This window comes from Photobacterium lipolyticum, assembly GCF_003026475.1.
In the GTDB taxonomy this organism is placed as follows: Bacteria; Pseudomonadota; Gammaproteobacteria; order Enterobacterales; family Vibrionaceae; genus Photobacterium; species Photobacterium lipolyticum.
In genome coordinates this window covers 595,419-608,178 of sequence record NZ_PYMC01000001.1, presented here as the reverse complement: position 1 = coordinate 608,178, position 12,760 = coordinate 595,419, and the positions used below count along the sequence as shown (strand labels likewise).

13 protein-coding genes and 2 tRNA genes are annotated in these 12,760 nt (G+C 42.2%); 7 read left to right on the top strand and 8 right to left on the bottom strand.

Annotated elements, in window-relative coordinates:
- Positions 1-58: 58 nt before the first annotated feature.
- Positions 59-760 carry a YccT family protein gene (locus tag C9I89_RS02685; protein ID WP_107281784.1) on the bottom strand — a complete coding sequence of 234 codons (702 nt, stop codon included), beginning with the start codon at positions 758-760 and terminating at the stop codon, positions 59-61.
- Between the two features lie 744 nt (positions 761-1,504).
- Between C9I89_RS02685 and C9I89_RS02680 the strand changes: the two genes are divergently transcribed.
- The gene (locus tag C9I89_RS02680) at positions 1,505-2,578 is read left to right on the top strand and encodes a porin (RefSeq protein ID WP_107281783.1); all 1,074 of its coding nucleotides are present in this window, start codon (positions 1,505-1,507) and stop codon (positions 2,576-2,578) included.
- A 323-nt stretch (positions 2,579-2,901) separates the two neighbouring features.
- Here the strand turns inward: C9I89_RS02680 and C9I89_RS02675 are convergent, their stop codons facing one another.
- Positions 2,902-3,552: a DUF2057 domain-containing protein gene (locus C9I89_RS02675; protein ID WP_107281782.1), complete on the bottom strand. Its 651-nt coding sequence runs from the start codon at positions 3,550-3,552 to the stop codon at positions 2,902-2,904.
- A 573-nt stretch (positions 3,553-4,125) separates the two neighbouring features.
- Between C9I89_RS02675 and gltX the strand changes: the two genes are divergently transcribed.
- Positions 4,126-5,550, top strand: a complete 1,425-nt coding sequence (gene gltX, locus C9I89_RS02670; protein WP_107281781.1) for a glutamate--tRNA ligase — start codon at positions 4,126-4,128, stop codon at positions 5,548-5,550.
- A gap of 51 nt (positions 5,551-5,601) precedes the next feature.
- Here the strand turns inward: gltX and C9I89_RS02665 are convergent, their stop codons facing one another.
- Positions 5,602-5,787, bottom strand: a complete 186-nt coding sequence (locus C9I89_RS02665) for a hypothetical protein (protein ID WP_107281780.1) — start codon at positions 5,785-5,787, stop codon at positions 5,602-5,604.
- 320 nt (positions 5,788-6,107) lie between these two features.
- On the opposite strand from C9I89_RS02665, the gene C9I89_RS02660 reads away from it, so the two are divergent.
- Positions 6,108-6,183, top strand: a tRNA-Ala gene (locus C9I89_RS02660).
- 235 nt (positions 6,184-6,418) lie between these two features.
- On the opposite strand, the gene C9I89_RS02655 is transcribed toward C9I89_RS02660, so the two are convergent.
- Together C9I89_RS02655 and C9I89_RS02650 are read right to left on the bottom strand one after the other, a co-directional pair.
- Positions 6,419-6,495, bottom strand: a tRNA-Arg gene (locus C9I89_RS02655).
- 62 nt (positions 6,496-6,557) lie between these two features.
- Positions 6,558-7,694: a flagellar assembly protein FlgT gene (locus tag C9I89_RS02650; protein ID WP_107281779.1), complete on the bottom strand. Its 1,137-nt coding sequence runs from the start codon at positions 7,692-7,694 to the stop codon at positions 6,558-6,560.
- 266 nt (positions 7,695-7,960) lie between these two features.
- On the opposite strand from C9I89_RS02650, the gene C9I89_RS02645 reads away from it, so the two are divergent.
- Together C9I89_RS02645 and C9I89_RS02640 are read left to right on the top strand one after the other, a co-directional pair.
- Positions 7,961-8,596 carry a FlgO family outer membrane protein gene (locus C9I89_RS02645; RefSeq protein WP_107281778.1) on the top strand — a complete coding sequence of 212 codons (636 nt, stop codon included), beginning with the start codon at positions 7,961-7,963 and terminating at the stop codon, positions 8,594-8,596.
- Between the two features lie 8 nt (positions 8,597-8,604).
- On the top strand, positions 8,605-9,030 hold the full coding sequence (locus C9I89_RS02640; protein ID WP_107281777.1) for an LPP20 family lipoprotein: 426 nt from the start codon (positions 8,605-8,607) through the stop codon (positions 9,028-9,030).
- A 132-nt stretch (positions 9,031-9,162) separates the two neighbouring features.
- Here the strand turns inward: C9I89_RS02640 and C9I89_RS02635 are convergent, their stop codons facing one another.
- The 3 genes from C9I89_RS02635 to flgA form a co-directional block, all read right to left on the bottom strand.
- Positions 9,163-9,591: a flagella synthesis protein FlgN gene (locus C9I89_RS02635; protein WP_107281776.1), complete on the bottom strand. Its 429-nt coding sequence runs from the start codon at positions 9,589-9,591 to the stop codon at positions 9,163-9,165.
- A 56-nt stretch (positions 9,592-9,647) separates the two neighbouring features.
- The gene (flgM, locus tag C9I89_RS02630; RefSeq protein WP_107281775.1) at positions 9,648-9,968 is read right to left on the bottom strand and encodes a flagellar biosynthesis anti-sigma factor FlgM; all 321 of its coding nucleotides are present in this window, start codon (positions 9,966-9,968) and stop codon (positions 9,648-9,650) included.
- Between the two features lie 74 nt (positions 9,969-10,042).
- Positions 10,043-10,750 carry a flagellar basal body P-ring formation chaperone FlgA gene (flgA, locus tag C9I89_RS02625; RefSeq protein WP_107281774.1) on the bottom strand — a complete coding sequence of 236 codons (708 nt, stop codon included), beginning with the start codon at positions 10,748-10,750 and terminating at the stop codon, positions 10,043-10,045.
- 128 nt (positions 10,751-10,878) lie between these two features.
- On the opposite strand from flgA, the gene C9I89_RS02620 reads away from it, so the two are divergent.
- Together C9I89_RS02620 and C9I89_RS02615 are read left to right on the top strand one after the other, a co-directional pair.
- Complete coding sequence (locus C9I89_RS02620) at positions 10,879-11,802, top strand: chemotaxis protein CheV (protein WP_107281773.1); 924 nt, start codon at positions 10,879-10,881, stop codon at positions 11,800-11,802.
- Between the two features lie 13 nt (positions 11,803-11,815).
- Entirely contained in the window at positions 11,816-12,646 is an 831-nt protein-coding gene (locus tag C9I89_RS02615) for a protein-glutamate O-methyltransferase (RefSeq protein WP_107281772.1), read from the top strand.
- Positions 12,647-12,760 lie beyond the last annotated feature (114 nt).

Genomic DNA, 12,760 nt, shown 5'->3' with positions numbered 1-12,760 from the left:
GCTCATTCATGATTAATGAATGAGCCTTTTTGTTGTTAGCCCGGTTGGGATTAAAGAGTTAATTGATATTGGTGACAGCCCAGCTTAAAAACTTCTTCTTTGTTTTATCATCGGCCTGGTGGAACCAGTGCTGTAGCATCATTTCAGCCTTATTGGATTCTGTGAGTTGTGCTGGTGTTGTTGTGTTGGTTGTTGATTGAGTCGCGGCTTTAGATGTCACTTTCTGTGGCTGAGCAACTGAAGCGGTTATTGTGTTCGTGGTTGAAATGCCAGCGTTGATGCTGGCAATTGCTCCACTCTTATTATACTTCTCAACTTTACGAGTAAAATCAGGTGCAAGGTCAAACCCTACATACAGCGTATCGTATACGAAAGGATAATCATTCCCTGATTCCTTGATCGTAAACGAAGGCGCGCTGTTGAAGTTGCGGCCTTCATCCAGTGTCTGGATGTTCGGAATGTCGAGTGTTAGCTGAGTATTATCGCCATCAAAACGGATAACGATAGGAACGGATTTAAATTTTGTTGTTTTACTGCCAGCATCTCTGACGACTTTAGCAATACGGAAAACGACCTGATTGGCACCATCTGGCAACTTAATTTCAGGCTTATGATCAAAGCCAAACATGGAGTAATCGGTATCTTGGCCGTTAATCACCAACAGTTGAATCCCCTTCGGTATTTCCATTGTTACCTGCGCCGCTGCTATCGGTGCAAACGGTAGCAGCATTGTTGCCAAAGCAATTTGTTTTATCTTCATTAATAAAGACTCCTTGAAGGGGCCGCTCAACCTGTTAGCGACTGTCCCCGTGAAAAGATATTTTGTAAAACGATTTTACTTTGCTGGTCTGGTGTGAAAAAGCTTATTTACTCTCTCTATAGTAGTAATCAGAGCTCAGTCACAACCATGAGATTAATTACCAGAGCAGATATGCTCTCTGGCTATTTTATTTAAATTATGTTGTTTTTTAAGGATTTATCGATAATTTTTTGCTTTTAGTTAGCTGAGTTTTCGACTTTATATTTCCGAGTAAGTGATTAATCAATATTGTCTCAATACTACTTATTGTCATGAAATAACAAGCTGATAATCGGAAGTAAGTTCATAAACTGGTTAACTGAACGAGAGGAAGATCACGCTTCTGGTCAAAATAAACATCAATCAATCTATAGCCCCCTCATAAACTCTCATTGGTCGGCTGGTATTTGTCCGTATCGCACTCAATCTTGCGATTGAGTGCACAATAATCCATGTGATCTGTGGTTTATGTTTTCTTATTTTTTTTGGTTATCTATCTGATATTAAATATTTTATTTTTTTTTAGGTTTTACTGGTTTGAAGGGTGTCATAGTTTTTTTTGTGCTATTTTTACGCACCAAAAAAAGCTTGTAGTCTTGCTCCTGTTCAAAACAACTTAAAAATAATTATGTGTGCTGACCTTCGGCGGCCAACTGAGGAAAGTGCACATAAAACAGCTAGTTATTAGATTATCAGGAGTTTTCCATGAATAAGACATTCAAGCGTACATTATTAGGTGCGGCTATCGCATCAGCAGCGATGGCTTCAGTCTCTGCCAATGCATATACCATCGGTGAGTCGAATGATTCTAAGGTTGAGGTTTATGGTATCGTTTCTATCTCTGCGGTAGACTACGGTGCGAAAGGTGGCACTTTTGAATTAGAAAACGAGAGCCGTGTTGGCTTCCGTGCGGCACAGGCGATGACAGACAGCGTAGAGGCTTTTGTTCAGATTGAATCTGGCTGGGTTTTAGACGATGGTGCTGATTTAGGTAACCGTGATACCTTCGTCGGTATGCGCGGGGATGACTGGGGTTCGGTACGCTTTGGTCGTATGCTAACACCAATGTATGAACTGGTTGACTGGCCTTACAGTGCATCTAACATGGGTACGACGTTTGACCGCGGATGGCGCAGCGGTGAGCGTTTCTTATTTGACCGTAAGAGCCAGCAAGTACGTTTTGACTCAATTAACTATGCTGATATGGTTAACTTTAGTGTGGCATTGGGTAACGGTAGCTCAAAGACCGATGATTCTACATTCTACGGGGCTAAAGTTTCTGTTACTCCGGTTCAGATGCTAACCCTTCACGCCGCATTTGAAACAGCAACTGATACCATCTTTGATTCTGGTTCAGATGCATCATTAGAAGCTGATGGAAGCGTAAAAGCAGCTAAAGCGGATTCTGTCGGTGATACGGACTCTTTCTTTGCTGGTTTCGAGTTGCGTCCAATGGACAGCGTAATGATTGCCGCCGCGTATAAAACGGGTGAATATGATGCGAAAGATAAGGGTGGCTTTACTTATGACAAGCGTGAAATAGAAGCCTACTCAGTACAAGCTAACTACTACATGGGTAGCGCAAATTTCCGTTTAGGTTATGCTAATCAAACGGGTGAGACTGACTCTAAAACAGATGCATATTTAGATCGTGAAACACTAACGGCAGAATTTGGTTATAGCTTTAACTCTGTATACACATTCCTACGCGTTGCAGAACATAGCAACGATGGAGAAGGTGATACCATGGTACGTATCGGTACTGAATGGTACTTCTAATCTGTTGATTCAATAATCATTGTATTAAAAAGGCTCCGGTTTTTACCGAAGCCTTTTTATTTATATAGCCAAACAACTTCAATGAGCATGCTTCGAGCTTCCTCCGGGAATTCAATCTAAGCGAAATAGTATTAATTAAAAGCATAATATTTAAATGTTTGAACAGGATTGGTTATTTCTTATGATTAAATTAAATGCAAAGTTGTTTTAGATTTAGTCATGGAAATAAGAATAAATATTATAGTGGAAGTTGAGTTTATTATGATGGTTATTGATCTATCAGGCCAATAAATGACCTGATTCTAATGGTGGTTAATACTGAATTAGTGAATATTATTGATAGCCCAAGTAAGAAACTCTTGCTTTTCTTCTTGCTCCATTTGTATGAAAATATCTTTGAGTATGGTTAGTTTTGATGATTCAGATACATTGTTTTTAATTTTATTCTCTGTTGTGTTTATTACGCTATTGGCAACGGTTTTAAGTTGTGGTATCTGAGTTTTATTATAGCTTTCTAAGAGTTGGCTATAATTTTTATTAATTGAGAACCCATTTATAGGTAGTTGAATATTCCTGTGTTCAATGGAGTTACCGGACTCGTCTGTTAAGCTTATGGTTAATTTTTTGTCAAATTCTCGGGCGGAGTCTAATGTATTTAATTGTGGCACTTTCATCATTACAGCAGAGTCAATACTGTTAAAACTCAACACCATAGGTGGGGATTGATATTTCTTACCTTGACTCGAACCTTTGTTGTAAACTTTTCTGACATCATAAACGATCTGATTGCTACCATTAGGTAGATTAATATGGTCAGGAGAAGAGTTAACAAACTCAAGTAATCCACTTTCCCCTTCTTTGCCATTGACCGATAAAACAGTTACTTCTTTTGGAAGTTCTAATTTAACGTCAGCTGCAATTGGTAATGAAAAGATACTTATCATACTACAGGTAACAATATTTTTTATTTTCATTGAAATAGAATCTCTTTTTATTCAGCCATAAATGCGAATTTAAGTGAAAATTGTTTGATTCGATATAATAACGTAAGGGTGAGGGTTTGTGATATATTTTTAATAAGTTATTATAAAATAAGACAGGGGCACAGGATGGTTTTCCAATCAAAGGATTTAACTGTTTTTTGATTAAGATTTCTTAAATAAACTTTGGTGAATGTTATTTACAGCTGTCCTTGTGGTTATCATGTTATGAAAAGCGTCAATAATTTAAATTTTAGTCTTTTGTTGGGTGTTTTTGTTGCTAAAATTTAGCAAGGCTTATGCGAGATGCTCAGCATGATGATGCAACGGTTAAATTGTATACTCGAGCCACCTCTTTACAAAATGTGTTTGAAAGGGAACGGTATTCCCACGCACATATCGATCGAATTGAGTTACCAGAGGCCGCTATGAATCTCGTATCTTGAGGTGGTTTGGCCATATAACTGTATTGTGGATTGCTGGGCTGGTGGTAAAATGCGTCAATATCGATGAAGGTGGTGCGGTCGCACTACTATTTGGCTCATCATTTTTACTTAAGGTTCTTTCATGACGGTTAAAACTCGCTTCGCTCCAAGTCCAACAGGCTTTCTCCATGTCGGTGGTGCTCGTACTGCACTTTATTCTTGGTTATTTGCTAAGCATATGGATGGCGAATTTGTTCTTCGAATCGAAGATACTGATCTTGAGCGCTCTACACAAGAAGCGATCGATGCCATCCTTGAAGGTATGGAATGGCTGGGTCTGGATTGGGATGAAGGTCCTTACTATCAGACTAAACGTTTTGATCGTTATAACCAGCTAATCGATCAGCTACTGGCTGAAGACAAAGCTTATAAGTGTTACTGCCCTAAATTGCTGCTTGAAGAACTTCGTGAAGAGCAAATGGCTGCCGGCCTTAAGCCTCGTTACGATGCAAAACACCCGAAGGTTGTTGCCGCGAATGCTGCCGCAACGGAAGATTCCCCTTTTGTTATTCGCTTCCGTAACCCGAAAGAAGGAACGGTGGTTTTTGATGACAAGGTTCGTGGTCATATCGAAATTGCTAACAGTGAACTCGATGATCTGATCATTCGCCGTACCGACGGTAGCCCGACTTACAATTTCTGTGTAGTTGTTGATGATTGGGATATGGGCATTACCCAAGTTGTGCGTGGTGAAGACCACATTAACAACACACCTCGTCAGATCAATATTTATGATGCCTTGGGCGCACCAGTACCTGAGTTTGCACACTGTGCAATGATCTTAGGAGATGACGGCACTAAATTATCTAAGCGTCATGGTGCGGTAAGCGTTATGCAGTATCGTGATGAAGGTTATCTGCCTCAAGCACTATTGAATTACCTGGTGCGTCTGGGCTGGTCACACGGTGATCAGGAAATCTTCTCAATGGAAGAGATGATTAAGCTGTTTAGCTTAGGTTCAATCAGTAAGTCTCCATCTGCATTTAATACCGATAAGTTACTGTGGTTGAATAATCACTACATTAAAACAGCAGAGCCTGAGTACGTAGCTAAATACCTGCAATGGCATTTAGATCAAAAAGGAATTGATACCGCGAATGGTCCAGCGATTACGGATGTCATTAAACTGGTTGGCGAGCGTTGTAATACGCTGATTGAACTGGCGGAGCAATCTCGCTATTTCTACCAAGACTTCAGCGAGTTTGAAGCAGGGGCAGCGAAGAAACACCTGCGACCTGTCGCAAAAGATGCATTGGCATTGGCACTGGCCAAAGTAGAAGCATTAGCTGAGTGGACAACTGAAAACTTGCATAAAGTGATTGCTGAAACCTGCGAAGAGCTTGAAGTCGGTATGGGCAAGGTGGGTATGCCACTGCGTGTTGCTGTTACTGGTCAGGGGCAATCACCATCTGTTGATGCGGTGATGATGATGGTGGGTAAAGAGCGCGTGATTGCTCGAATTAACATGGCTTTGGCATTTATTGCCGAGCGTGAAGCAAACGCATAAATGAACGAGCGGAATGACTTTTCATTCCGCTCGTTATTGCTTGTACTTAAGTTACTTCTTATCTGATTTATGTATTAACAAATAGCGTTCCATGCAAACGTTGATGTTTTTTGCACCAGCGCAGTATCTGAAAGCATCTTGGTCTAGAACCAGTGGAGTACCAGCAAGAGTAAATGCCATTGAGTTAAAACTCATTGATAATAATGCTGCTGTAACAAAAATCGTTAACTTTTTCATACGCAATCTCCCATGTACCGTTGAAGTTTCAATTCCTTATTATTTGTAGGTAATATATTTGAACCTACAAAATCCCACATTTATCGCATAAAAATGAATGTTTACATCTCATTCATTTCAGAGCATAGAACAGGATCATATTTTTCAAATCTTAATAAGCATCGGCATCCTTATGCTTAAACACAGGCCTTATAAAATTTAAAAAATTTCAAAAACGGCATGAATTTGATCAAGTTAACAGAATTATGGAAAGTGTTAATATCAGGATATTGAAGGTATTGACATGAATTCATTATGTTTTTAATATCAGTTTCTCATTTGGGGCTATAGCTCAGCTGGGAGAGTGCTTGCATGGCATGCAAGAGGTCAGCGGTTCGATCCCGCTTAGCTCCACCAAATTTTTTTTATCGTTTTGTCTTAATTATGAGAGGGCGATAATTGCCAGATCGAAAACCTCACCTCAGGTGAGGTTTTTTTATGCCTGTCAGTTCTTAATGTTCGATTTCTGCCTCGTTTTTATTTTATGTTTTTGCGCATGGCAAGTTGGCACTGGGTGGTATTATCAATAAATGAAGGAAAACAGACTGAGGTAGTAAAGAAAGAGAATAGTGAAAATTAGAGTACGTTGAAATGGCGCTCCCTGCAAGATTCGAACTTGCGGCCTTCCCCTTAGGAGGGGGACGCTCTATCCAGCTGAGCTAAGGGAGCTTTCAAGCTAAGTGCTTGAAGGCCATTATACCTAAATTCTCTCTGATTTTAAGTAATTACTGCTAACGGAGTATTTGCTTGGTCAGTAAATCACCAGGTTGAATGCTGCTGGCCAGATCGCTCTGGTTAACTGACAACTCTGTTGATTTCTCGTAGACACGTTCTACGGTTAAGGTGATTTCTGTCTGAACCATACGGTTACGCGGGATCCCCATTTGATCAATAAAGCCGGCGCTATGCCAAAGTTGTAACTGATCTCCTCGGGTTACCCCATGAATACGGCCCACATTAACTTGCACGGTATTACCGTGAACGTTCACGACTTCCGGTAAGCTGGTACGGCAAGACAGAGATGATTCCAAATCGAGCATTACGTTACGGCTAATTCGTTGTACCGCCTGGCCGTAACTGGATTGCCAGAATCGTGCGCTTTTGGTATCAACCTGACTTACCCGTGAAAAAGGCCACTCGGCAACTTCCCGATAATTATTCTGAAAGAGTTGTTCACCGGTTTTGCCGTCCATCACTTGTACTGTTGCGGCAAACTGTCGGATCACCTGATCACTTCTTATCAGCTTTTGATCTAATGTTGAGGTGAGGTCGGTTATTTGGCCATTGATAATGTACTGGGCATCATTGTCTTCAGCTAGCATGGTCATCGTGTCCGGCTGCTCAGGTCGAATCGGTACTCGGGTGATACCTGATACAACAAAGCTCTGTGATTTTCTTTCAATCTGACGTTTAAGCATAGCGGTGAAATCATCACCCAACTGATAAATCCCCCCCATAGCGGCATGTTGAGGTGAAACAATGTCGAACTGGCCGAGCAGTAATCCTTTTTTGTATTGAATTTTGTGGCAAGTATTTGCCGATGGGTAGATATCAATACGCGCTGTCACATAAAGATTGCCGCTTTTTTTTCCGGTTTTTAACACCATGACATGGCGAACTTCATTGCCACTGAACTGATATTCTTCACGCTCTGATGCTAGATAGGGCTTGATATGAGAGAAGCTTGATATATCAGCGCCGGAATATAACATGGCCTGGTAGACGGCGTCTTCAAGGGCGTTGGTTCGGGCCGTACTCTCACTTTCAAGCATAGCGGCTTGACCGGTGACCTCAAGCCAAGCAGCATTCACGCAGAATGACGTGATTAAACACAAGCTACTTAAGCATCTTATTATGTTTCTGTTCATATTTTCTCAACTTAGGTATGGAATTTGCTTGTATAGCAATTAGCAGAAGATAAAACTTGCCGTTTCCTATATCAAGTTAGTGTTGATGCTTGCCTGACTATTTTAAGTGAATTGTTGAACATGACAACACTGCTAGTGTGCAAAGAGCGTATGCAAAGAGTGTTCCTAAAAACATTTTCTATGGTAATAGTGAAATTATGGATAAAGTTTTTCTTTCAATGAACGATAACAGGCTACAAGTCTTTTTTCATCCGGAGCTGGTTAGAATGAAAAAATGGATAGTCTTGCTGCTGTCACTGATGACGGTATCATGTACCTACTCTCCGATTTACAATGGCAAAGAACCGTATACGGGCAGTGCTTTTATGTTAACGGAAACCCCTCGCCACACGATGGACTTCTTTGTTGAAGGGTTAACCGAACAGCTGATCAATTCGAACCAGTACCTGACTGCAAAAACGCCGCTGGCAGTGACTTCATTTGTCGATCTGCAAGAGATGACGGAAACAAACTGGCTGGGTAATTCGGTGACGGAAAGCTTTATGTTTCAGATGCAGCAACGTGGATACACGATTGTTGATTATAAAGCGACAGGGGCGATAAAAGTGACGCCTGATGGTGATTTTTCTATTAGTCGTAACTGGAAAGAACTTGCCGCTCAGCAGCCTGTTGACTATGTCTTAACCGGTACCATGTTGCGTCAGGGTGCTGGCGTTCTGGTCAATGCCCGTATTATAGGTATGCGTTCTCGTGTCGTGATTGCTTCTGCACAGGGTTTTCTGCCAGCAGATCGTATTGGACGTGATCTTGACTCATTGAATAAAATGCGCATCCAAAATGGTGTTATTATCCGTTCTGAAACCGCACAATTTGATCGTAATACTGTAGTTCTGAAGCCTTAGGAGTTGTTATGCGTTGCTGGATGATGGTGATTTTTCTACTGTTAGCAGGTTGTCAGCCTTTAACCGAAATGCGCAGTGATGAAAAAATCACCGCTGTTGGATATGCAACGATCAGTGAGCAGCGAGGCCGTACTAATGAAGAAAAGCGTATGCGTGCGATGCGTGCGTCTAAAATTGATGCCTACCGTGAACTGACTGAGCAGGTCTATGGCATGCGGATTAGTGCGCGTGCGGAAATGGATGATCAACAGCTGGGTATCGAAAGTACGGATGGTGCCGTTGATGGTATTATTCGAGGCGCAGAGGTCATTAGCAGTTATCCTGTAGGGGATAGCTATGTGACTGAAATGCAATTAGATTTGCGTAAAATGGAGAAGATGAAGCAGCATGGTGAAGTGTTCCATTTGCCGTCTAATCAAGAGACAATGTTTTAAGTTATACAGTAGAGAAACGAGTCTACGAGGGGCTAGGAAAAGAAAAGGCATTATTTTGACTAAGAAGTGATGTTTTGTTCTACCTAGAACCTAGAACCTAGAACCTAGAACCTAGTATCTAGTATCTAGTATCTAGGCCTTTATATTCGTCCCTAAAGAGCGGATATTCTGTGCAACACCTTCACTGTTATAGGTCATCTGCTGCTTGCCACGGCTTTGCTGAAATAAGTTATTGAGTTTGTGGAAGCTGAGTTGCGCGCGCTGCAGCGCTTCACCATTGACGGTATTACATTCCTTACAGCGAGAAACAATCACTTTTATTTGTTCGACTTTTTGCACAAGTTCTGGGTTATCAACTAATTGTTGGCGATGAGCATGGCTGGCAATGAGGTGATCTTGTTGTTGGATCTGATTAATCAGTGCGAGTTTGTCTTTAGCCAGACGATCAATTTCGACTGATTGGCGGTTAACAATGGCACCTTTCTCTTGTTCGAGCAGACGTGAGAGTGAGATTAACGTCGCGTGCTGAAGTTCTAGTAATTGCTCTATGCTCTGGGACATCACGTTCTCACTGGTTGCAGTCGGCAAACAAATAAAAAAGAGAGCGATGGGCAGTTTTACAGCCCACGCAGCTCATCTTCAAATTTCATCATGTTAGATGCCAGCTTGTCAGCATCAACAATATAAGCACCGCTAGCGATAGCTTCTTTAATTGCCGAGACTTTTGCACTGTCAAAGCTTGGCTCAGCAGCAAGCTGCTGATGAATTTGCCCAACCGCTTTACCTTGCGAACTTAGCGACACGGCGTCATGCTGCCCTCGCGGTGCCACAGAAGGTTTAGCCCCCGAAGCTCCTGATGATGAGTTTGACACGTTGTTCTGATTACTGCGTGCCGTTGCCATAGGCTGACCGGAACGTAGTTGATCAATACTTGCCATAAATTTAGCCTTTGAACAATAAACTAGAGACAGCCATACTATCGGCTGGTTGGTCTAATAACTTTAGCATTTTTTTAAAAATTAACGGTTACTTCACCAACCCCGGTTATAATACCATCAATGATACGTTTCGATTGACTATTTTGCACCCGGACTTGTTCACCCAGCGAACCATCCGTTAAAGCGGTACCCTTTGTCACAATATTTAAGCCCCCCCCACTTGCTTTAATCATCACAGTGTCGTTTCGGCAAACCAGACAGATATCCCCGCCTTGTACGGCTTCGCCCATGTTAACGGTACGTTTTACGGTTGAACCAATAATTTCAGAAGGGTGCTCAAAGACAATTCCCCGCTGAAAACGGCTTTCCACCAACATAACGCTCAAATGCGAGGCTGTGAGTAAAGTACCGCGTGCCAGCGGCTTGGCGGCAACAACTCGTGGCAGTAATAGTTGTACTTTAACAGGGACATAAACTTGCCAGCCTTCCGGGGAGCAACGAACTAATACCGTGATATTACCAGAGAGTGACTGCTTACCTGGAATAGAGCTTTCCAGTAAGGCAGAGCATTGTGATAGTCTTAGCCGGGAGTCTAATGGCGAAGCGGTAATATTGAGTTGTCCCTTTGCTGGTTTTTGAATGATTTGTGCGACATGATCTTTTGCAGCACTCCGTACCGTCTCAAGTACAGTATGCGGTGCTGCGAAAAGAATAGTGCTAAAGAAAATCGGTAACAGGCCGAAGATCAATGTGAAGAGTTTTAAATGTGTTCTTTGGCTCACGATTTTACTCTTTTTAACAGTCTATGAGGTTACAATAGTTAGGCTTAATGCTCATAGTATGTGATTACAGGTGAGATTTCTTGTCTTCACTTTACTAAATATAAAAATACATAACATGGAGTCACCTTATGACCGGGATACTTGATTCGGTGAATCAGCGCACCCAGCTCGTTGGTCAAAATCGTCTGGAACTTCTGACATTCAGACTCAACAGGCGCCAGCGCTATGGAATAAACGTCTTTAAGGTGAAAGAGGTACTACAGTGCCCGAAATTGACGTCTATGCCAAATTTGCATCCATTGGTGAAAGGGATCGCGCATATTCGTGGTCAGACGATCTCTGTGATTGATATGAGTCTGGCGACAGGTGGTCGTCCGATTGATGATCTTGATAACTGTTTTGTTATTATTTCTGAGTTCAACCGCTCTATTCAGGGCTTCTTAGTTACTTCTGTTGAGCGGATTGTCAACATGAACTGGGAGTCGATTTTGCCGCCACCAAAAGGAACGGGTAAAGCAAACTACCTGACGGCGGTAACCGAGATTGATAACGAACTGGTTGAAATTCTGGATGTAGAAAAAATCCTTGATGAAATTTCGCCAGTCAATACCGATATTACTGGTACAGTGCTTGAAGAGTTAGTCAGTGACTCGCCTGAGATCCGCCGTGTATTGGTTGCCGATGACTCCAGCGTTGCACGCAAACAGGTGCAGCGAGCGATTGAAGCCATTGGCTGTGAGTGTGTCTTAGTGAAAGATGGTAAAGAAGCTATCAATAAACTGAAGGATATGGCAAAGGAAGGCAGTATTTATGATCAGCTTGCTCTGGTGATTTCAGATATAGAAATGCCAGAAATGGATGGCTATACACTGACGGCTGAAATACGTAACAATGCTAACTTAAAAGATTTACATGTTATCCTACACACATCCCTGAGTGGAGTATTTAACCAGGCAATGGTTGAGCGTGTCGGTGCAAACGCATTTATTCCTAAATTTAACCCAGATGAGTTGGGAGCTGCTGTTAAAGCTGCGATGCCTGAAAAATCCTGACAAAGAGTAGTAGATGACAGCTATAACAATAAAGGACCAAGAATACCGAGATTTCTGCCGTTTTTTGGAAGCTCAATGCGGTATTGTACTTGGCGATAGTAAACAGTACTTGGTGCGGAGCCGCCTGAGTCCATTAGTCAGCCGATTTTCGCTATCATCTCTATCTGAATTACTGCAAGTAGTGATCAGTGGTCGAAATCGAGATCTGCGTGTCGCCGCTGTTGATGCTATGACAACCAATGAAACGTTATGGTTTAGGGATTCCTATCCGTACACTGTTCTGGCCGATAAAATTTTGCCGGAGTTAGCCGCGAATAAACGTCCGATCAAGATTTGGTCATCGGCGAGCTCTTCGGGCCAGGAACCCTATTCTATTGCAATGACAACACTGGAAACTCAGAACCGTCGTCCGGGAATGTTGCCTACAGGTGTGCAGATCACAGCAACAGATATTTCCCAAACCATGTTAGATACCTGTCGTGCTGGTGCTTATGACAATCTGGCACTGAGTCGGGGCCTGTCGCCGGAGCGGCGCCGTATTTTCTTTGAAGATAATGGCGATGGTCGTATGCGGGTAAATGACAAAGTGAAACGCCTGGTCAGCTTCCGTCCGCAAAACTTAAAGGACAGCTATGCATTACTGGGTAAGTTTGATGTTATCTTCTGCCGTAACGTATTGATTTATTTCTCTCCTGAGATGAAGGCTAAGGTGCTTAACCAAATGGCCGCCAGTTTAAATCCAGGCGGGTATTTGTTCTTAGGGGCATCTGAATCGCTGACGGGGCTAACGGATAAATTTGAGATGATCCGCTGTAATCCTGGGATTATCTATAAATTAAAGTAAAGATGCGAGGTACTAGGTTCGGGAAAAGAGCCTAGTACCTCGAAACTTGGCATCCAGCCGCTAAAGTTCAAACTCTCTCTACTCTCTACTCTCTACTCTCTACTCTCTACTCTC

What these genes read in the sequence shown, in the direction of transcription:
- C9I89_RS02685 (WP_107281784.1), bottom strand. Translation starts at nt 760, where the DNA reads ATGAAGATAAAACAAATTGCTTTGGCAACAATGCTGCTACCGTTTGCA.
- C9I89_RS02680 (WP_107281783.1), top strand. Translation starts at nt 1,505, where the DNA reads ATGAATAAGACATTCAAGCGTACATTATTAGGTGCGGCTATCGCATCA.
- C9I89_RS02675 (WP_107281782.1), bottom strand. Translation starts at nt 3,552, where the DNA reads ATGAAAATAAAAAATATTGTTACCTGTAGTATGATAAGTATCTTTTCA.
- gltX (WP_107281781.1), top strand. Translation starts at nt 4,126, where the DNA reads ATGACGGTTAAAACTCGCTTCGCTCCAAGTCCAACAGGCTTTCTCCAT.
- C9I89_RS02665 (WP_107281780.1), bottom strand. Translation starts at nt 5,787, where the DNA reads ATGAAAAAGTTAACGATTTTTGTTACAGCAGCATTATTATCAATGAGT.
- C9I89_RS02650 (WP_107281779.1), bottom strand. Translation starts at nt 7,694, where the DNA reads ATGAACAGAAACATAATAAGATGCTTAAGTAGCTTGTGTTTAATCACG.
- C9I89_RS02645 (WP_107281778.1), top strand. Translation starts at nt 7,961, where the DNA reads ATGAAAAAATGGATAGTCTTGCTGCTGTCACTGATGACGGTATCATGT.
- C9I89_RS02640 (WP_107281777.1), top strand. Translation starts at nt 8,605, where the DNA reads ATGCGTTGCTGGATGATGGTGATTTTTCTACTGTTAGCAGGTTGTCAG.
- C9I89_RS02635 (WP_107281776.1), bottom strand. Translation starts at nt 9,591, where the DNA reads ATGTCCCAGAGCATAGAGCAATTACTAGAACTTCAGCACGCGACGTTA.
- flgM (WP_107281775.1), bottom strand. Translation starts at nt 9,968, where the DNA reads ATGGCAAGTATTGATCAACTACGTTCCGGTCAGCCTATGGCAACGGCA.
- C9I89_RS02620 (WP_107281773.1), top strand. Translation starts at nt 10,879, where the DNA reads ATGACCGGGATACTTGATTCGGTGAATCAGCGCACCCAGCTCGTTGGT.
- C9I89_RS02615 (WP_107281772.1), top strand. Translation starts at nt 11,816, where the DNA reads ATGACAGCTATAACAATAAAGGACCAAGAATACCGAGATTTCTGCCGT.